We start from the raw sequence: 19,012 nt of genomic DNA, 5'->3' as shown, positions 1-19,012 counted from the left end.
CTGGCCGGATGTCCTTCCAACTCTACCCAACGAGCGGTCTCCGGGCCTTGTTCCCAGGGCTGGCCGATCGTCGACGACCTCCCCGCCCCGGGAGGGTTCGGCCTCCACCTCGCGGCCGTTCCCCACGACGCCCGTCCGGGCCTACGGTGGGGGTGCACGACCGGTGCGCCGCAGCCGTGGGGCGCACCTCGTCGACCGGACGGAGCGACCATGATCGAGGTTCGAGGACTCACCAAGCGGTACGGGGACAAGACCGCCGTCGACGACGTGACGTTCACCGTCTCGCCCGGCCTCGTCACCGGCTTCCTCGGGCCCAACGGCGCCGGGAAGTCCACGACCATGCGGATGATCGTCGGGCTCGACCGGCCCACCGCGGGGACCGTCACCGTGAACGGGGCGCCCTATGCACGGCACCGCTCCCCGCTCACCGAGGTCGGGGCGCTGCTCGACGCGAAGGCCGTGCACACCGGCCGCAGCGCCCGCAACCACCTGAGAGCGATGGCCGCGACGCACGGCATCCCGCGCGCCCGCGTCGACGAGGTCGTGGACATGACGGGCCTGGCGAGCGTCGCCCGACGCCGCGTGGGCGGGTTCTCCCTCGGCATGGGACAGCGCCTCGGGATCGCCGCGGCCCTCCTGGGCGATCCCCGGACGCTCATCCTCGACGAGCCCGTGAACGGGCTCGACCCCGAGGGCGTCCTGTGGGTCCGCGGGCTCGTGCGCGAGCTCGCCGACGGCGGGCGCACGGTGTTCCTGTCGAGCCACCTCATGAGCGAGATGGCGCTCACCGCCGACCACATCGTCGTCATCGGGCGCGGGCGGATCCTCGCGGACGCCCCCGTGTCGGAGATCGTCGGGGCGGCCTCGGGCACCGCGGTCCGCGTCCGGAGCCCCGGGGCCACGCAGCTCATCCCGCTGCTGGAGCAGGAGGGCGCGACCGTGACCGCCGCCGCACCGGACCTCCTCACGGTCACCGGCGTCGACAGCGCCCGCGTCGGCGAGCTGGCCTCCCGCGAGGGTGTCGTCCTCCACGAGCTCACACCCGTCAGCTCGACCCTCGAGCAGGCGTACATGGAGCTCACCGCCGGTTCGGTCGAGTACCACTCCACCGCCCGCCCCGACGCAGGGAGCCCCTCGTGACCTCACCGACCAGCCCGAGGAAGGGCGCCACCGCCGGCGGCGCCGACCGCAGGGTCACGTTCCCTCGCCTGGTCCGCTCCGAGCTGATCAAGCTCGTGTCGGTCCGGTCGACCGTCTGGTCGCTGTCCGTGGCCGTGGTCGTCCTCGTGGGTTTCGCCGCGCTCATGGCGTACGGCATCACCGAGCAGGTCCGCGCGGCCGGCGGCGTGCCGGGCGCCGAGATGGGACTCGACCTCAGCACCGGTGTGGGGGCGACCGCCGCCGTGTTCGGGGTGTTCCTCGGACAGCTCGTCTTCGTGGTCCTCGGCGTCCTCGCCATCGGGTCCGAGTACAGCACCGGGATGATCCGCTCGACGCTCACCGCGGCACCCACCCGCGTCCCCGCCCTCGCCGCGAAGACCCTCGTCTACGGCACGGTCGCGTTCCTCGTGGCCGCCGTCTCCATGGTCCTCGCCTTCGTCGTCGCACAACCCCTCCTCGCGTCCGAGGGCCTCGACTCGACGTTCGGGGACACGCACGTCGCCCGCATGCTCCTCGGCGGCGCCCTCTACCTCGCGACCATGACGGTCTTCTCCCTCGCGGTGGGGACGGTCGTGCGGAGCACCGCGGCGGGCATCTCCGTCGTCGTCGCGCTGGTGCTCATCCTCCCCATCTTCCTGCCGCTCATCCCGTGGCAGTGGATCAAGGACGCCGCCGCGTACCTGCCCAACGCCGCCGAGTCCGTGTTCTCCGTCCCCGGGTACAACTCCTTCTCCCCGTGGGAGGGCTACGCCGTCCTCCTCGTGTGGACCACCGTCGCTGCCACGGCCGCCGTCGTCCTTCTGCGCCGCCGCGACGCCTGAGCGACACACGGCCGCACAACCGGGCGACGGCACGACGCCACACCTACACTCGCCGCATGGGGGACCTCTCCGCCGACGGCGATCTCGACCCGGGCGTGTACGAGCGGCTGACGCGCGCCGTGGGCCGCTCCCCCCGGGCGGCGGTCTCGGCGCACCAGATCCCCTTCGCGCTGACCTTCACGATCGTGTCGATCGCGGTCGGGATCTTCGCGACACACCTCTTCCTCGACCCCGCCTACATGGCGGGGTTCGCCGTCGCGGCCGTCGCGTCGCTCCTCGCGTTCGCCGTGCCCTGGAAGTCGTTGCGCAGCCCGTACGCGCTCCTCATCCCCACCCTGGACTACGTGGCGATCGGCCTCGCCCGGCACGCCGTGCTCCAGGAGATCGCGACCCTCGGGCTGCTCGTCGTGTTCCCCGTCGTGTGGTTGGCCACCGCGTACCGCTGGCGCGGTGTGGCCATCGCCACCCTCGCGAGCTTCCTCGTGCTCCTCGTCCCCGACGTCCTCGTCGGCAGCACCACCGGCCTGCAGTTCGCGCTGCGCATCCTCATGCTGCCGTTCATCGTCCTCATGATGGGTGGGACCGTCGCCATCCTCACCGAGCACTGGCGACGGCAGAGCGTCCTGCTCACCGCCCAGGAGAGGGCCAGCCGGAAGACGTCCGCGCTGCTCGAGACCGTCCTCAACACCGTGGAGATCGGGCTCCTCACGGTCGACTCGGACGGCAATGACGTCCTCTACAACCGCAAGCTCCGCGACATCCACGCCCTCGCGTCACCGAACGACAACCCGGACCCCACTGAGCGCGGCCACGTCCTCTTCCAGCTGGACGGCGAGACACCGGTCCCGCCGGAGGAGCGCCCAGTGATGCGCGCCATCCGCGGCGAGATGGTCACGGACTTCCGGATGTGGGTGGGCGACGACCGCATGGAGCGCCGCGCCATCTCCGTGACGTCGCGCCCGATCTTCGCGGACGACGGGACGCCCGACGGGTCCGTCATCGCGTTCTACGACATCACCGACATCCTCAACGCCATGACCGCGAAGGACAGCTTCGTGGCGACCGTCTCCCACGAGCTGCGCACCCCGCTCACGTCGATCATCGGGTACCTCGAGCTCATCCAGGACGGGCACGAGGACGGCGACTACGAGCTCCCGGGCTCCGTGCTCACGGACATGACGGTGATCTCGAGGAACGCCGAGCAGCTCCTCATGCTCGTCTCGGACCTCCTCACCACGGCCCAGGCCGAGTCCGGGGCCCTGCGCTTCCGCATGTCCGACGTGCGCATCGACCAGCTCGTGGAGCGGGCCGTGGAGTCCTTCCGGCCCCGGGCGGACACGGCCGGCATCACGATCAAGCAGAACATCGACCCGACACCCACGCAGCACGCGGACCACGCCCGGATCTCCCAGGTCATCGACAACCTGCTGTCCAACGCCGTGAAGTACACGGAGCGCGGCGGCACCGTGCGGGTCATCGTGCACGCGGACGAGACCGGGGCGACCATCACCGTGAGCGATACCGGGATCGGGATGGACGCGCACGACCTCACGAACCTCTTCACGAAGTTCTTCCGCGCGGACTCGGCGCGCGACGCCGCGATCCCCGGCGTCGGTCTGGGGCTGGTCATCACGAAGGCCATCGTCAACGGTCACCACGGGGACATCGACGTGCAGAGCGTCCTCGGGGTGGGGACCACCGTCCGCGTCACGCTGCCGCGCGTCACCCCGGGGCGCGGCCACTGAGCGACGGGAGGTCAGCCGCGGAGGATCTCGAGGACCTTCTCGCGGAGGTCCTTGGGCCGGAAGGGCTTGGCGATGTACGCCTCCGCGCCGACGGCCGCGCCCCGGTCCTCGTCGATCTCCTCGGCGCGCGCGGACAGCACGAGGAACCTGGGGCGGGTGCCGTCGGGCCCGCGGAGCAGCTCGGCGACCTCGTAGCCGTCCATGTCGGGCAGCCCGAGGTCGATGGTCACGAGGTCGGGGTCGAGGCGCGCCGCGAGGTCCACGCCCGCGGCCCCCGTCCCGGCGGTGTGCACGGTCACGCCGGCGCGCTCGAGGAGGTTGGCGACGAGGGTGCGGACGTCGAGGTCGTCCTCGATGACGACGACGGACCAGGACGACTCCGAGGGCTGCTCCGAGGGCGACGCGCCCTCGTCCTCGGTCACAGCGTCTGTCCGAGTCTGGTGCGGAGGTCGGCGACACGGCCGGCGATGTCGTCGCGCACGAGGCGCATCCGCTCCATGCCCTCGATGCCGCGCTCGGACGGCTCGTCGGTCTCCCACGTCTCGACGGTGACGCCGACAGGGGCGTCGACGCGCGCCTCGGAGCCGAGGACGACGACGGCGTCGACGCTCGCGAGGAGGACAGGGTCGATCGCCTGGGGTCGCTGGTCGCGGATATCGACGTCCATCTCGAGGAGCGCCTCGACGGACTGGGCGTTGAGGGAGTCGCCGGGGTGGGTGCCTGCGGAGAACACGTCGACCGCGTCGCCGGCGGCAGCCCGCATGAGGCCCGCGGCCATCTGGGACTTGCCCCCGTTCTTCACGCAGACGAACAGGACGCTGGGTCGCTCGGTAGCCATGCCCCGAGTGTGCACCGACGGAGCGCCGACGTCCATGCGAACGCGTTCCGGTACCACTCCGGCCCGGTCCGGCGGCGGGGCGTCAGGTGGTGGCGTCCTCGGTCTGCAGAGCCCGGTGCACGACGCGGACGAGCACGCCCACGGCGAGGAGCGCGGCCGGCAGGACGACGACGCTGGCCACGAGCCCCAGGAGCGCGACGGCGAGCTCCGCGCGCGAGATGGCCGGCCCCGTGGGACGGAGGTGCCGTCGGCGGCGCACCGTGGTCAGGACCGCCGCGGACGTCGCGACGAGGAAGACCACGAGCAACGAGATCTCACCAGGGCCCACCTGCCCACCGGTGTTCTCCCGGTCGGCTTCGTAGCCAAGAGCGACGAGGGCCCCGGCAAGGAAGAACCCCGAGACGATCGCGATGAGCCACAACACCTTGGGGGCGCTCATCGCTGTGATCCGGTCTGCTGCATCCCTCTGGACCTGGGTCACCCGTCCGCGCGCATCGTCGGCGGGACGTAGAAGTTCTCCCGCGGGATCTCGCGGCCCGTCGCGGTCTCGACGATGCGGATCCCTTGACCTTCGTCGACGATCTGCAGGTCGGACCCGACCGGGAAGTCGTAGATGCCGATCAGGGCCGGTTCAAGCGCGCAGACGGCATTGAAGTCGGTCATCTGGAGGTTGCTCGTGTCGGCGAGGTACTCCTGGGAGTCGATGTGACTGAAGATCCGCCACCCGTTGTCGACCGGCGCCTGCGACGGGACACGCACCATCCACCGCACGCGCCCGGCCCTCGACAACGCGTTCTTGGACACCAGGCACGCCCCGGCCTTCGGGATGAACTCCGGGTAGCTCGTCATCGTGCGTTCTCCTCAGCTGTTTTCAGTAGTGATGCCGTACGCGTTGAGATAGTCTTCCATCCGCGCCGCCAGGTTCTGACGTCTGGGTCCCAGCAGTTTCGCACTCTCGAGTGTACTTCGGCCCGATTTGCCCGCGCGCAGGAGATCCAGGCCGGGTCGTGCAAAGAGAACGTTGTAGAAGGGCTCCAACTCATCGTCGCTGTATTTGCCCAGCGAGGCTAACGCCTGGAGGGGCGTCCCCCACCCTCGCCCGGCGACCATGTTCACATCGGCACCCCCAGCGATCAGTCGTTCCAAAAGAGGCGCTTCGGCCTGGAAGTCGTGGGAGTTGTGAGCAAACAATAGATGCAACGTCGTGTATTGCTCCGGCGGTACCAGCGCTGCAGCGTCGGCGTTATCATCGAGCAAGCGCATGGCGATCGCAACCCTGTTCGCGGGCTCTCCGTTCTGCAGCGCGAAGTGGAGCAGCGTTTCACCCGTTCCGCTCACCCACGACTGCGCCGAACCGGGCTCATAAATCCGCAAGAACTCGTCCAGACTGCATCTGCGTGCAGCAGTAATCAGACTGGGCAACATTCCCTCCCCAGGAAGCGTCTTGACGAACATCACCGCGGACCGGAACGGCTTGTGGTGGCCCCACACGGAGTCGAAGCCCGGCGCGTCGATTGTAGGTCGGATGCTTCGGCCGACCGGGCTACGGGGGGCGCGCACGGGTGCCAGAGGCACGGCCGCTGCACCTCAAACCATACGTCCTCCGGGGACGACGACGGGAGTGCGCCGTCCGGTACGCTCCCGTGTCATCCGTTCAGCAGGTATGCCAGGCTGGACCGACGTCATCGGAGCCGGTCGCCTGGTTCACGAAAACCACTGGATCCTGAGAGAAAGTCGATCATGGCTGACGAAATGACCGAGAAGAACCCTCACTACCGCCCGAGCTTCGTCGTCGCGGCCGTCACCGTCATCGCGCTCATCGTGGCCGGTGTCGTCGTGGTGGCGAACATGGCGACAAGGGGCGCCGACACAGCGGAGCCTGCTACGACCACGACCACGAGCGATCGCGCCGCCCCTACCGTGAACCCCTCAGCGGGCACTGACGTCGCGGAGGACGCGAGCGTGTGCGGCCTAGACGGTGAAGAGCTGGAAGGCACCCTCACCGCCGCCCCAGACGCCGAGTGGCACTACCAGGGAACGACGGCCTACCCGACGTCCGAGGAGTTCGGCCCGGCCGACAGCGCCGAGAACGGAATCCGCACGTGCTTCCAACGCTCGCCCTCGGGGGCCCTGTTCATGTCAGCAAATGCGATCACCCAGGGCTCTGACGCTGCCACGTCGATGGAGTGGGCTGATTACGTTCTCGCGGAAGGCAAGTATCGCGACCAACTGACAGCCGAGATGGGCCCTGCTGAAGGAAGTGAAGGCCGCACCAAGCTCGTGGGGTTTCGCGTCCTCAAGTATGATGGCGACTCTGCCCGCATCGATCTGGCTATTACCACCTCGAGCGGCGGGCGGGCCATCTTCGCCTCAGGAGTTTATGAACTGGTATGGCAGGATGGCGATTGGAAGCTCAGCACCGATGTCGAAGAGCCGCTGAATGTTGCCCAAATCCCTGACATGAGTGGCTATGTGCCCTGGGGAGAGTAGTTCTGCCAATTTTCGCCGGGATCCCACGGCCGCAAGCCACCGCGTGCGACGCCCATCCTCGTTCGCGGATCTCCAGCGGGATCTCGCGGCCTGTCGCGGTCTCGACGATGCGGATCCCTTGTCCCTCGTCGACGATCTGCAGGTCGGACCCGACCGGGATGTCGTAGATGCCGATCAGGGCGGGCTCGAGCGCGCAGGCACGCCCCAGCCTTCAGGATGAACTCCGGGTAGCTCGTGATGCGCCCCCTCAGCTGTCGGGGCCACTCTGGCCGTGCGCGTGGAGGTAGTCTTCCATCCGCTCCGCCAGCTTCTGACGGTCGTTCGCCATCAGCCGCGCGCTCTCCAGCGTGGATCGTCCTGATTCTCCCTCGCGCAGGAGGTCAAGGTCCGGCTGAGCGAAGAGGACGTCGTAGAAGGGCTCCAGCTCCTCGTCGCTGAACTTCAACCGTGAAGCCAGCGTCTGCAGAGGCGTTCCCCACCCTCGCCCGGCGACGATATTCGCATCAGCGCCGCCACTGATCAGTCGCTTCAACAGAGGCACTTCAGCCTCGACGTCATGAACGTTGTGCGCGAAAAGGAGATGCAGCGTCGTGTAGCGCTCCGGCAGGATCAGCGCGGCGGGATCGGCGTTGTCGTCGAGCAGATGCATGGCGATCGCCACCCTGTTCTCGGGCTGCCCATTCTGCAACGCACAGTGGAGCAGAGTCTCGCCCGTGCTACTCACCCAGGACCCCACCGATCCGGGCTCATAGATCCGCAAGAACCTGTCCAACGTCGATCTGCGCGCGGCACTCATCGCACTGGGCATCTCTGCCTCCTCGGGAAGCGTCTCGACGAACATCGCCGCGGACCGGAACGGTTCGTGGTGCCCCCACAGGGACTCGAACCCTGACTGCGCCGATTTTAAGTCGGATGCCTCTGCCGATTGGGCTATGGGGGCGCGCACCGGGTGCAAGAGGCGCGGCCGGTGCACCTCAGACCCTATGTCCTCCGGGAACGACAGCGGGAGCGCACCGTGTCGGTGCGCTCCCGCTGAGCGATGCAGGTCAGCCCGGCTGGACCGAGTCGTCGGGCGACTCGCCCGGGATGACGGCCGAGGCCTTGGGTGCCTCGTCGGTGCCCGTGGGGTGCTCGGGCGCCCGGTCCATGTCGGACTTGGAGTCGTCGGACTTCTTCTCGTCCGGCTTCTTCTCCTCGCCCTTCTTCGCCGGCGGCGCAGCGGACGCGGCGCGGAACTCGGCGCGCGGGTCGTGGATGGGTCCGAGCGAGACGACCTCGCGGCGCAGAAGCCACGTCCCGATCCAGTTGGTGGTGATACGGATCTTGCGGCTCGCGGTCGGCATGGCGGCCACGTGGTACATGCGGTGCATGAGCCACGCCGGGAAGCCCTTGAGCTTGATCTTCCCGAAGAGGATCGCGACACCCTTGTGGAGACCCAGCGAGGCGACGGTACCGAGGTTCTTGTGCTTGTACTCCTCGACGTCCTCGCTGCGGAGCGTCGCGTAGAGGTTGTCCGCGAGGACCTTGGCCTCGCGGATCGCGTGCTGGGCGTTCGGCGGGCAGAACTTCCCCGGGTTGTACAGGTCGGGGACGGCCGCGCAGTCGCCGGCACCCCACGCGTCTGGGACCACGGTGCCGTTGTCGTCCGCGACCTGCAGGGTCGCGAGGACCTGGAGGCGGCCCATCTTGTCGAGCGGGAGGTCGGACGTGCCGAGCACCGGGTTCGCCTTGACCCCGGCGGTCCACACGATGGTGTCCGAGTCGAACTCGACACCCGTGGACGTCACGACGTGACCGTCGACGCAGGAGCTGAGGAACGTCGACAGGTGGAACTCGATGCCGCGCTTCTTCATCTCGTCGAGCGCGTAGTTCGCCATCTCGAGCGTGAGCTCGGGAAGGATGCGGTCGGTGCCCTCGATCATCACGAAGCGGATGTCGGACTGGTCGACGCCGGGGAGGTTCTTCACGGCGGCGCGTGCCATGTCCTCGGTCTCGGCCATGGCCTCGATGCCCGCGAAGCCACCACCGACGAACGTGAAGGTGAGCATCCTGCGGCGCAGCTCCGGGTCCCACGTCGAGCTCGCGAGGTTGATGCGGTTGAGGATGTGGTTGCGGACCGCGACCGCCTCCTCGACGTTCTTGAACCCGATCGCCTGCTCCGCGAGGCCGGGGATGGGCAGCGTGCGGGCGACGGACCCGAGGCCGACGATGAGGTGGTCGTACGTGATCTCGTACGCGTCCCCCTCCTCCGGCGTGATCTCGATCTTGCGGGCACCGTGCTCGATGTTCGTGACACGACCCTGGAGGGTGTCGACGTGCTTGAGCGCGCGCCGGTGCGGCGCGACGACGTCACGGTCCGAGATGGAGCCGGCGGAGACCTCGGGGAGGAACGGCGCGTACGTCATGTAGGGACGGGGGTCCACCACGACGATCGCGGCCTCGCGGCGCCCGAGGCGCTTGCGGAGGCGCTTCGCGGCGTACAGCCCGACGGACCCGCCACCGAGCACGACGATGCGCGGGACCTTGCGGGGGCGCGACGGGGCGGCCGCGCCGGACGCCGCCGAGTCAACGTGGACAGGGGAATCCGTGGTCAGGTCAGTCTGAGGCATGCTTCCATCGTATTACCGGGCCTTTGGTCCGGCGAAACGTGGCCGAGGTGATCCCGGGCACACGGACGATCGCCCTCGGCAGCGCCCTTCCGAGACACCTCGCGGGCCCCTCAGGGCGCCTCGTCCCCCGAGTCGTCACCGGCGTCCACGTCGGGAGCGGGCAGGGGCGCGAGCCGCGGCACGGGAAGCGCAGGAGGCGCTGCTCCCTCCTCGGGCCGGACGATGCCGAGATCGTCGTCCCACGTCCCCTCGTCACTGGTCCACGACCACAGGGGGTAGGCGTTCCACACCTCACGGCCCGAGGCGTCGAGGCGCGGTTCGAGGTACGTGGTCACGTCGGTCTCCGGGTCGTAGCCCTCGCCACGCTCGACCTCCACCGGGCGCCCCGCGTCGTCGAGGATCCGCGCACCGTCCACGGGCTCGCCGTCCGCGTCGTAGACGAAGAGGTTCCGGACGGGCTCGCCGTCGCGGTAGACGCCGTCGTCAGGAGAGGCCTGCGAGTAGATCTCCTCGATACGGACGTCGGTCCGGGCGGACCCTGCCGCGACGAGCATCGGGAGGAGCACGACGGCGGCGACGGCTGACACGACGACCATCACCCATCGGGCACGAGCCGGCAGTCGCCACTCCCCCCTCCCGAGCTGGACGCTGGTCAGCACGAGGACCACGAGCACGAGGAGACCGAACGGGTCGGCCGGCAGGACCACCGGGACCGGCCCGCCACCGAGACCGAGGACGACGGCGACGCAGTTGAACAGGACCCACCCGCGCGCCACCCACCACACGGGCCGCAGCGCCAGCGCCAGGTCCCGCACCCACGGCCACCAGACCTGGTTGGTCATCTCCTCGACGGCGGACTCGACGTCATCCATCATCGACCGCACGGACCTGCGCACACGCCCACCGGTCGGACGGCCAGCAGCCTCGTCGGGGCGCCGCTCCGGCAGGCCTGCGGCCGCCCTGAGCTCGGCCGCGTACTCCTCGGGGTGGCCGAACCTCGCCGCGAGGTCGACGGCCGCAGCATCCCCCTCGGCGCCCGCGGCGTCCGCGACGGCCTCGGTGAGGTCGGCCTCCAGCCCGTCGGTGAGGTCGTCCACGTGCTCGTGCGGGAGGTCCGCGAGGTGACGGCGGACCTCCGACGCGTAGGCGGAGACGTGGTCGGGCAGGACGGCGGCGCTCATCGCGCTTCTCCTTCGGTCAGCAGGAGCGCGGTCATCGCGCTCGAGAACTCGTGCCATTCGGCGCGCTGGGTCTCGAGCGTGGCCCGCCCGTGCGCGTTGATCCCGTAGTACTTGCGGTGCGGACCCTCGTCGGAGGGCACCACGTAGGTGGTGAGGGACCCGCCTGCGTAGAGGCGTCGGAGGGTCCCGTAGACGGAGGCGTCACCCACGCCCTCCAACCCTGCGGCGCGCAGCCTGCGCACCACGTCGTACCCGTACCCGTCGGCGTCGTCGAGGACGGCGAGCACGGCGGCGTCGAGGACCCCCTTGAGCAGCTGGGTGGTGTCCATGGGACCTCCGGGTGGTCGGCGGCGACCAGCGCCCCACCCCTGGGCGCCGCGCGACGGCAGGGAACGCTGTCGCACGACACACAGTACTCCGTAAAGCGCACTACCGGCCAGACCGCGCTACAGCGGCGGGTCGGGTCACGTCAGACGAGGCTCCAGGCGATGCCGTCGAGGATGTCGTGCTCGCTCGTCACCACGTCGGTGAGAGCACCGCCGGACGCCGCCACCTCGTCCCGTACGCGCGCCACGACCTCCGACCACACGAGCGCCCCCGCACCGATGACGTCCACGCGACCCGGGTGCATGAACCCGAGCGCGGCCCGCTCCTCGCGGGTCCGCGCCAGCAGGTCCTCGCACGCCGCGAGCGTGTCGTCCACCGACAGCACCGCACCGTCGATCCGGTCCCTGTCGTAGCGCTCCAGGCCGAGGACGTGGGCCGTGACCGTCGTGACCGACCCCGCGAGCCCGACGAGCGTCCCGGTCCTCCCCAGCGGGACCGTCCGGGCCGCCTCGTCGAGAGCGGCCCGCACGTCCGCGCGGGCCGCGGCGACCTCCTCCGCCGTCGGCGGATCGCTCACGAGGTGCCGCTCGGTCATGCGAACGCACCCGACGTCCGTCGAGCGGGCTGCCTCAGGTGCCTCTCGGCCGAGGACGAGCTCGGTGGACCCACCACCGAGGTCGACCACGAGGTACGGGGCCGGGTGATCGCCCCCGAGGACGCTCGTCGCACCACGGAAGGACAGCGCCGCCTCCTCGTCGCCGGAGACCACCTCGGGCTCGACCCCGAGCGCCGCGACGACACCGTCCACGAAGTCCTCACGGTTCTCGGCGTCCCTGGACGCCGACGTCGCGACGAACCGGGTCCGCTGCACACCCAGCTCCCGGCACACCTTCGCGTAGCGTGCGGTGGCGTCGAGCGTCCGCGCCAGGGCCTCCGGCGCGAGACGCCCCGTGCGGTCGACCCCCTGGCCGAGGCGGACGACCTCCATGCGCCTGTCGAGATCGACGAGCGTGCCCGTCGCCGGGTCGACGTCGGCCACGAGGAGACGGATCGAGTTGGTGCCGCAGTCGATCGCGGCGACGCGGACGGAGCCGGGTGCGGGAGAAGCTGCGGAGCGGGAGACGGGCTGGGAGGTCATGCGCCAAGCCTGCCACCTCCCACGTCACCCGGTCAGCAGGTGCAGCGGTCGGGACGCCAGGTGTCGCTGATGAGGTCGAGCGCCTCGTCGCCGAGCGGGTTGACCCCGCGCCCGGCGGCGAGCGCGTGCCCGACGAGCACGTGGAGGCACTTGACGCGGGTGGGCATGCCGCCCGCGGAGATCCCGTCGATCTCCTCGACGTGCCCGAGCTCCTCTCGCTGCGCGAGGTAGTGCTCGTGGGCCCGCGCGTACGCGGCGGCGAGCTCGTCGTCCTCGAGCAGGCGCTGCGACATGGTCCGCATCACACCGTTCGCCTCGAGCGTGCTGGCCGCGGCGACGGCACCGGGGCTGGTGAGGTAGTACGTCGTCGGGAAGGGCGTCCCGTCGTCGAGGCGCGGCGCGGTGCGCACGACGAGGGGGCGGCCGCAGACGCACCTGGCGCCGATCCCGACGACGCCGCGCGGCACCCTGCCGAGCTGCTCGGCGAGCACCTCGAGGTCGCGGTCCGTGACGCGCTGCGGGTCGGGGAGGATGGCGTGGTCGGTCACGTGCGCGGTCCAATCGCTGCTGGGCGGGGTTCGTGGACCATTGTCCCCCGAGTCACGGCGTGGGTTCGTGCCCGCTGCCCGCGATCTCCACGCTCTGCCAGACGGACTCGAACCACGGCGTGTCCTCCTCGATGCCGGAGGTCACCGCTCCCGGGCCGAGGGGCGCACCCGCGGTGGCGTCGGGCTCGACGGGCACGACCTCGGGGTCGATCACCCGGAAGGGCGTCTCGCCGGGGAAGACGAAGGTGAGGCGCTCGCGCGCCTGGGCGACGACGTACCGGTCGTCGTCCCACCGGCTCAGCTCGTTCGCCATCTCCTCGTTGCTCGCGCGCATCTCGGCGACCTCCTCCCGGTCCGCGCGGATCTCCGCCCTCTGCTTGAGGAACTGGACCGCGGTGGGCAGGACGAGGGCGACCCCCACGAGGGTCACGAGGAGCAGGACGGCCGCCCGGACCGTGAGGACGCGGAGGAACCCGCGGGGGCGGTCCGCCGGTCGCCGCCCCCGCGGCGCGGTGCCTGCGCCCGCGCCGCGCGTCGCTGACGGACGGGTGGACGACGGCCCCGCCGACGGCTTCCGTGCGGTGCTCGTCGTCCGACCGCCCGACGTCCTGCCCGTGGGGGTCACCTTCGGGGGGGCGGGCCTGGGAGACGCGGGCTTCGCGGCCGACGGCTTCTGGTTCGACTGCCTCTGGGGCGACTGCTTCTGGGTCGACGACGTGGCCTGGTCCGCGCGAGAAGCGTCGGGGCGTGGACGGCTGGGGCGGGGCGCGGCGGGCTTGGACCCGCTGCGGGGGGTCGAACCGGTGCGGGGGGCCGAGCCCGTGCGGGGGTTCTTGCGCGCAGCCGCACCGTCGCCCGAGGGGCGGGGGGCCGGAGGACGCGAGGACGGGGGCACGACGTGATTCTCCCCTGCTCCCCGAGACCCTCGCTCGTCGACTCGCCGGACGTACACACGGCTCACACAAGATCGTCCCCGGACACCACGATGCCCGGCACCCCTCGCGGGGCCCGGGCATCGTGGGCGGGCCGGTCAGGCCGTCACGCACGTCCCCTCACGGGGACGGACGTCATGCGTTCCAGCGGGGGAACGCCGTCGCGCCGGCGTAGCGTGCGGAGTCGCCGAGGCTCTCCTCGATGCGCAGGAGCTGGTTGTACTTGTTGATGCGCTCGCCGCGCGCGGGTGCACCGGTCTTGATCTGGCCGGCGTTCGTCGCGACGGAGAGGTCCGCGATCGTCGTGTCCTCGGTCTCGCCGGAACGGTGCGACACCATGGCGGTGAAGCCGTTGCGCTGCGCGAGCTCGACGGCCTCGAGGGTCTCGGTGAGCGTCCCGATCTGGTTGAGCTTGACGAGGAGCGAGTTGGCCGAGCGGAGCTTGATGCCCTTGGCGAGGCGCTCCGGGTTGGTGACGAAGAGGTCGTCACCGACGATCTGCACCTTGTCGCCCGTGGTCGCGACGAGGTCGGCCCAGCTGTCCCACTCGTCCTCGCTCAGCGGGTCCTCGATGGACACGAGCGGGTAGTCCGCGACGAGCTGCTGGTAGTACGCGACCATCTCGGCCGGCGTCTTCGCGGTGCCCTCGAACTGGTAGGCACCGTCCTTGAAGAACTCGGTCGCGGCGACGTCGAGCGCGAGGCCCACGTCGACGCCGGGCTTGAAGCCGGCCTTCTCGATGGCGACGAGGATGAGGTCGAGCGCGGCGCGGTTGCTCGAGAGGTTCGGGGCGAACCCGCCCTCGTCGCCGAGGCCGGTCGACAGGCCCTCGCTCTTGAGGACGGACTTGAGGGAGTGGTAGACCTCGGCACCGGTGCGCAGCGCCTCGCGGAACGTCGTGGCGCCGATGGGGGCGACCATGAACTCCTGGATGTCGACGTTGGAGTCGGCGTGCGACCCACCGTTGAGGATGTTCATCATCGGGACGGGCAGGACGTGGGCGTTGGGGCCGCCGACGTAGCGGAAGAGCTCGAGGCCCGCGGACTCCGCGGCGGCCTGGGCGACGGCGAGCGAGACACCGAGGATGGCGTTGGCACCGTGCTTGCCCTTGTTGGGCGTGCCGTCGAGGGCGATGAGCGTGGCGTCGAGCTCGCGCTGCTCCTCGGCCTCGAGGCCGATGATCTCGGGAGCGATCTGCTCGTTGACGGCCTCGACGGCCTGCTGGACGCCCTTGCCGAGGTACCGGGCCTTGTCGCCGTCACGACGCTCGACGGCCTCGAACGCACCGGTCGACGCACCGGAGGGCACACCCGCGCGGGCGGACGAACCGTCGTCGAGGACGACCTCGACCTCGACGGTGGGGTTGCCGCGCGAGTCGAGGATCTCGCGTGCGTACACAACTTCGATGCTGGCCACATCTGCTCCTTGGTAAGACGTCGGGGTTTACCGCCCCAGCCTACGGGAACCCGGCCGACCGGTTCAGGATGTTTGGCCTATGGGACCCCTCGTCGGGGACTCCTCCGGACGCGTCCCCGCCTCGAGCGTCCGCACCTCGGCCTCCAGGGCGCGCACCCGCTCGCGGAGGGCACCTTCGGCGTCCACCCCGAGGGCGTGCGCGCGGCGGACCAGGGCGAGCAGGTCGTCGGCGACGGCCCCCGGCGTGTCCCCCACCGGCTCCGGGACCGCCGGACCGGCGGTACCCTCGAGGCGCTCGGCGCGGGACACGACCTTCTGGGCCCGGGACAGCGCGCCCTGCGCGAGGGGGATGCCCTCGAGGACCGACGCGCGGCCCTTCTCCTCGCGCTTGATGGCGTCCCAGCTCACCCGGAGGGTCTCGTGGTCCACGTACTCGTCGTCGCCGAACACGTGGGGGTGACGGCGGACCAGCTTGGCGGCGAGGTCGGACGCCACCTCGTCGATGCCGAAGGGCTCGTCCGGGTGCTCGCTCGCCACCCGGGCGTTGAACACGACCTGGAGGAGCACGTCGCCGAGCTCCTCGCGCATCCCCGCCCGGTCGCCCGTCTCGACGGCCTCGACGAGCTCGTACGTCTCCTCGAGCGCGTAACGGACGAGGCTCTCGTGGGTCTGGTCCGCGTCCCACGGACAGCCACCGGGCGAACGGAGGCGGTCCATGACGTCGACGAGGTGGCGCAAGGGGTCGGTCATGGGTCCATCCTGCCCGCGGACGGGGGCACGGTCACGCGCGACCGCGCCCCCGTCCGCACGAGGAGGACTACCTGCAGGGGTCGGTGGTCGTCACGGTCCCGCCGCGCACGGCGGCCGTCGCCCCGCTCAGGGTGTAGTCCCGCCCGCCGTTGTTGTCCCACCTGCCCCGGCCGTCCGTGAACGCCGCGGTGACCGCCGCCCCGGACGTCGGGATCGTCCGTGAGACCCAGCCGGTGCACGCGGGGGCCATCGCCACGCCCGGCACCGCCGTCCAGCTCCCGCTGCCCACCCGGTAGTGGACGTTGTAGCCCGACCACCCGGCGGTCGTCGAGTAGTAGACCGTCGTCGAGGTCGCCGGAGGCGGGGTGGTCCCACCGCCCGCACGGGCGCCGACGTGCAGGGCGAGCGCGCCGTACGCGGGCACGGTCACCGTGGTCCGGCCCGACCCGTCGACCGTGACCGTCCTGGTGCAGCCGTCGCCGGCGACGACGTCGCAGTAGCTTCCGGCGGCGAGCGACGTCTGGAGCGTCCTCGTCATCGAGGACGCCCCGTTGTTGATGACGACGAACCCGCGGTCCCCGCGACCGAAGGCGATCTGGTTGCCGCCGTCGTCCCACCAGTCGGTCAGCGGCACGTCACCTACGCTGGTGCGGAAGCCCACCATGTTCTTGATCTCCGGCCAGCGGTGCGCGCACGTGAAGGTCCCTGTCGTGGTGCCGCACACGGCGTCGCGGACCCCGCCGTCGCCCTCCTGCGGCGCGCCCGCGTCACGGTCGGTGAAACGGTAGCCCGAGTGCACGCTCGGCCAGCCGTAGGGGTGGGCGAGCATGAGCACGTTCGCGAGCCTGTACTTCGCTCCCCACGTGTGGTTCATCGTGCCGTGCGTGTCACGTTCGGTGTCGTGGTTGTCGACGAACACACCGGCCCGGTCGGAGGGCAGGAGGCCCGATCCGAGGGTGCGCAACGAGGAGATGCGACCGTCGAAGCTGCTCGCCAGGGTGCGGGCGTAGCCGAACTCGTGGGAGTCGCCGCTCGACAGGTACTCGGACGGCTGCACGGGCTCGCCCGGGGAACCGATGACCTCGTGGACCCAGAAGATGTTCGGGTTCGCCAGCCGGCCCTTGATGGCCGCGAGGTCGGCGGCGGGCATGTGCTTGGCCGCGTCGATGCGGAAGCCCGAGACCCCGAGGCCGATGAGGTCGTTCAGGTACGCGGCGATCTCGTCGCGCACGTAGCTCGACCCCGTGTCGAGGTCGGCGAGGTTGACGAGGTTGCAGCTCTGCACCTCCCACCGGTCGCCGTAGTTCGCGATGTCCCGGCGGCAGGCGTTGAAGTCCTGCGGACCGTACCCACCCTCCGGGCCCGGGTAGGCGTAGTGCTGGAACCGGGTCCCGGCCCAGCCCGTGCCCCCGGCGGACTGCCCGCTCATGTGGTTGACGACCGCGTCGGCGATGACGCGCACCCCGGCGGCGTTGCACGCCTGGACCATGGCCCGGTACTCGGCGCGCGTGCCGAGCTTGGACTCGATCCGGTAGCTCACGGGCTGGTAGGACGTCCACCACTGGGGGCCGCGCACGTGCTCCTGCGGCGGCGAGGTCTGGACGTAGGCATAGCCGGCGGGGCCGAGGGTGCTCGTGCACTCGCGGGCGATGGAATTCCACGTCCACTGGAACAGGACCACCGCGGTCCTGCCCCTGCCGGGGACCGCGGGTGGTGCGGTGGGCACCGTCGGCCGGCCGACGACGGCGGACTGGACCGTCGGAGCCGCGGCCGTCGCCGTGGCCGTGGCTGGTGCGGCGACCCCGGCGGTCGCGAGCCCGGCCGCCGCGAGCGCGCTCGCGGCGAGGAGCGCGACCGACCGGACGAACGGTCGACGTCCGGTCACGGGTGGGCGGGGTGCGCCGTGCGGGCGCGGGGTTCGGGCGGGCTGTCTCGTCATCGAGTTCCTCCGTGGGGTGGTCTGCGCCGGAGGTCCTCGCCGGGGCGGGGGCCTCGTGTCGCGGTGCCACCTCGTCGTGGCACCGTCGCAAGGGCGACAGACCTGGACGTTAGTACCCGATCCAGACGCGGTGCAACGGTCTGGCAAGATCTGCAAAACGTTGCGAGGAGAGGTCCTGGTCAGGGCGTTCTCGACCCGCCGGAACCCCCGAACCTGCAACGGTGAGCGCCGTCGTGGGCGATCAGTCGTCGAGCGGGCTCCGGCGTGCGAGGTACCGCACGTCGTCGTTGAGGTACGCGTAGTAGAAGCCGATGAGGACCCCTCCTCCGAGGAAGTTGCCGACCAGCGCTATGCCCACGTTCGCGGCGGCGAGCCCCACGTCGATCCCCTCACCGAACCCCACGATCGTGAAGAGCACGGTGTTCGCCACGGAGTGCTCCAGCCCGAGGAACGCGAAGATGAAGACCGCGACGATCATGGCGAGGCTCTTGGTGAGGTCGTCCTTGATGAGCCCGTTGTAGACGAGGAGCATCGCCATGTTGATGAGGAAGTTGCACAGGATCGCGCGGACGAGCAGGTCACCCATGCCGGCCGCGCCGTCCGTGATGTAGGACAGCTTGTGGTCCACGGCCGCCGTCATCTCCGTGCCCGCCGCACCGTCGGTGAGGGTGCTGAACCGCAGGAGCAGCGCGACGAGAGCGCCGCCGAGGAAGTTCCCGGCGAGGCACAGGCCGAGCAGCCGCAGCGCCTTGCTCCACGACGTCCGCCGGTGGTACGCCCCGATGGACACGATCATCATGTTCGACGTGAGGAGCTCGGACTTCGTGTAGTAGATGAAGACGAGCGCCCACCCGAACAGCAGCGCCCCCGCGATGCGCCCGAGCGACCGCAGGCTCCCCGGGCCGATGTCCACCGCGTCGAACGCCGCGACCACCGCGAAGTTGCTCGCGTAGAGCACCCCGATGACGATCCCCGCCATGGCGGCGCGCTGCAGGTACCGCTGGACGAGCCGCCCGGAGAGCGCCGTCTTCGTCTCGAGGGCCTCGAGGATGGTGCTGATGAAGAGCTTCCCGGGGAACAGCTGCTGGGGGTCGGACGACATGAGCCCTATGCTTCC

21 protein-coding genes and 1 tRNA gene are annotated in these 19,012 nt (G+C 70.5%); 5 read left to right on the top strand and 17 right to left on the bottom strand.

Annotation, left to right across the window (positions count from 1 at the left end; all coding sequences use genetic code 11):
• The first annotated feature begins 210 nt into the window (after positions 1-210).
• Genes JAV76_RS06710 through JAV76_RS06700 form a run of 3 tightly spaced genes read left to right on the top strand, consistent with a single transcriptional unit; the run spans position 211 to position 3,727 of the window.
• Complete coding sequence (locus JAV76_RS06710; RefSeq protein ID WP_198733251.1) at positions 211-1,140, top strand: ABC transporter ATP-binding protein; 930 nt, start codon at positions 211-213, stop codon at positions 1,138-1,140.
• Positions 1,137-1,982 (top strand): ABC transporter permease, encoded by an 846-nt coding sequence (locus tag JAV76_RS06705; protein WP_198733250.1) that lies wholly within the window; start codon positions 1,137-1,139, stop codon positions 1,980-1,982. Before JAV76_RS06710 ends, JAV76_RS06705 begins: the two co-directional genes overlap by 4 nt.
• Before the next feature lie 56 nt (positions 1,983-2,038).
• On the top strand, positions 2,039-3,727 hold the full coding sequence (locus JAV76_RS06700; protein ID WP_198733249.1) for a sensor histidine kinase: 1,689 nt from the start codon (positions 2,039-2,041) through the stop codon (positions 3,725-3,727).
• 11 nt (positions 3,728-3,738) lie between these two features.
• On the opposite strand, the gene JAV76_RS06695 is transcribed toward JAV76_RS06700, so the two are convergent.
• The 5 genes from JAV76_RS06695 to JAV76_RS06675 form a co-directional block, all read right to left on the bottom strand.
• Positions 3,739-4,149 carry a response regulator gene (locus JAV76_RS06695; RefSeq protein WP_198733248.1) on the bottom strand — a complete coding sequence of 137 codons (411 nt, stop codon included), beginning with the start codon at positions 4,147-4,149 and terminating at the stop codon, positions 3,739-3,741.
• On the bottom strand, positions 4,146-4,565 hold the full coding sequence (locus JAV76_RS06690; RefSeq protein WP_198733247.1) for an arsenate-mycothiol transferase ArsC: 420 nt from the start codon (positions 4,563-4,565) through the stop codon (positions 4,146-4,148). Before JAV76_RS06690 ends, JAV76_RS06695 begins: the two co-directional genes overlap by 4 nt.
• 82 nt (positions 4,566-4,647) lie before the next feature.
• On the bottom strand, positions 4,648-5,004 hold the full coding sequence (locus JAV76_RS06685; RefSeq protein ID WP_198733246.1) for a hypothetical protein: 357 nt from the start codon (positions 5,002-5,004) through the stop codon (positions 4,648-4,650).
• Positions 5,005-5,042: 38 nt separating this feature from the next.
• Positions 5,043-5,414, bottom strand: coding sequence for a DUF2185 domain-containing protein (locus JAV76_RS06680; protein WP_198733245.1), 372 nt, complete (start codon positions 5,412-5,414; stop codon positions 5,043-5,045).
• A gap of 12 nt (positions 5,415-5,426) precedes the next feature.
• Complete coding sequence (locus tag JAV76_RS06675) at positions 5,427-6,020, bottom strand: ankyrin repeat domain-containing protein (protein ID WP_198733244.1); 594 nt, start codon at positions 6,018-6,020, stop codon at positions 5,427-5,429.
• Between the two features lie 285 nt (positions 6,021-6,305).
• Here JAV76_RS06675 and JAV76_RS06670 point away from each other — a divergent pair, with 285 nt between their 5' ends.
• Positions 6,306-7,055: a DUF8175 domain-containg protein gene (locus JAV76_RS06670; RefSeq protein WP_198733243.1), complete on the top strand. Its 750-nt coding sequence runs from the start codon at positions 6,306-6,308 to the stop codon at positions 7,053-7,055.
• A gap of 247 nt (positions 7,056-7,302) precedes the next feature.
• Here JAV76_RS06670 and JAV76_RS06665 read toward each other — a convergent pair whose 3' ends face one another.
• The 8 genes from JAV76_RS06665 to JAV76_RS06630 form a co-directional block, all read right to left on the bottom strand.
• A complete protein-coding gene (locus JAV76_RS06665) occupies positions 7,303-7,896 on the bottom strand; it encodes an ankyrin repeat domain-containing protein (protein WP_198733242.1) in 594 nt (197 codons plus the stop codon).
• 22 nt (positions 7,897-7,918) lie between these two features.
• Positions 7,919-7,995 (bottom strand) — tRNA-Leu (locus tag JAV76_RS06660).
• A 106-nt stretch (positions 7,996-8,101) separates the two neighbouring features.
• A complete protein-coding gene (locus tag JAV76_RS06655) occupies positions 8,102-9,664 on the bottom strand; it encodes an NAD(P)/FAD-dependent oxidoreductase (protein ID WP_230401944.1) in 1,563 nt (520 codons plus the stop codon).
• A 110-nt stretch (positions 9,665-9,774) separates the two neighbouring features.
• Positions 9,775-10,845: an HAAS signaling domain-containing protein gene (locus JAV76_RS06650; RefSeq protein ID WP_198733241.1), complete on the bottom strand. Its 1,071-nt coding sequence runs from the start codon at positions 10,843-10,845 to the stop codon at positions 9,775-9,777.
• Entirely contained in the window at positions 10,842-11,174 is a 333-nt protein-coding gene (locus JAV76_RS06645; protein ID WP_198733240.1) for a PadR family transcriptional regulator, read from the bottom strand. The genes JAV76_RS06650 and JAV76_RS06645 overlap by 4 nt, the downstream gene beginning before the upstream one ends.
• Before the next feature lie 140 nt (positions 11,175-11,314).
• Complete coding sequence (locus JAV76_RS06640; protein ID WP_198733239.1) at positions 11,315-12,310, bottom strand: Ppx/GppA phosphatase family protein; 996 nt, start codon at positions 12,308-12,310, stop codon at positions 11,315-11,317.
• 32 nt (positions 12,311-12,342) lie between these two features.
• Positions 12,343-12,858 (bottom strand): DUF501 domain-containing protein, encoded by a 516-nt coding sequence (locus JAV76_RS06635; RefSeq protein ID WP_198733238.1) that lies wholly within the window; start codon positions 12,856-12,858, stop codon positions 12,343-12,345.
• Positions 12,859-12,910: 52 nt separating this feature from the next.
• Positions 12,911-13,288, bottom strand: a complete 378-nt coding sequence (locus JAV76_RS06630; RefSeq protein WP_198733237.1) for an FtsB family cell division protein — start codon at positions 13,286-13,288, stop codon at positions 12,911-12,913.
• A 118-nt stretch (positions 13,289-13,406) separates the two neighbouring features.
• Between JAV76_RS06630 and JAV76_RS06625 the strand changes: the two genes are divergently transcribed.
• Positions 13,407-13,760, top strand: a complete 354-nt coding sequence (locus tag JAV76_RS06625) for a hypothetical protein (RefSeq protein WP_198733236.1) — start codon at positions 13,407-13,409, stop codon at positions 13,758-13,760.
• 165 nt (positions 13,761-13,925) lie between these two features.
• Here JAV76_RS06625 and eno read toward each other — a convergent pair whose 3' ends face one another.
• The 4 genes from eno to JAV76_RS06605 all read right to left on the bottom strand — a co-directional run bounded on the left by eno (position 13,926) and on the right by JAV76_RS06605 (position 18,997).
• Positions 13,926-15,206, bottom strand: a complete 1,281-nt coding sequence (gene eno / locus JAV76_RS06620; protein WP_198733235.1) for a phosphopyruvate hydratase — start codon at positions 15,204-15,206, stop codon at positions 13,926-13,928.
• A gap of 63 nt (positions 15,207-15,269) precedes the next feature.
• Positions 15,270-15,956, bottom strand: coding sequence for a nucleoside triphosphate pyrophosphohydrolase (locus tag JAV76_RS06615; protein WP_198733234.1), 687 nt, complete (start codon positions 15,954-15,956; stop codon positions 15,270-15,272).
• A gap of 67 nt (positions 15,957-16,023) precedes the next feature.
• Entirely contained in the window at positions 16,024-17,895 is a 1,872-nt protein-coding gene (locus JAV76_RS06610; protein WP_198733233.1) for a carbohydrate binding domain-containing protein, read from the bottom strand.
• Between the two features lie 241 nt (positions 17,896-18,136).
• Complete coding sequence (locus JAV76_RS06605; protein WP_198733232.1) at positions 18,137-18,997, bottom strand: formate/nitrite transporter family protein; 861 nt, start codon at positions 18,995-18,997, stop codon at positions 18,137-18,139.
• Positions 18,998-19,012 lie beyond the last annotated feature (15 nt).

The sequence above is a fragment of the Sanguibacter suaedae genome (assembly GCF_016342785.1).
GTDB lineage: Bacteria > Actinomycetota > Actinomycetes > Actinomycetales > Cellulomonadaceae > Sanguibacter > Sanguibacter suaedae.
Note: the sequence above shows the minus strand (reverse complement) of the source record. Positions and strands in the feature narration are given on the sequence as shown.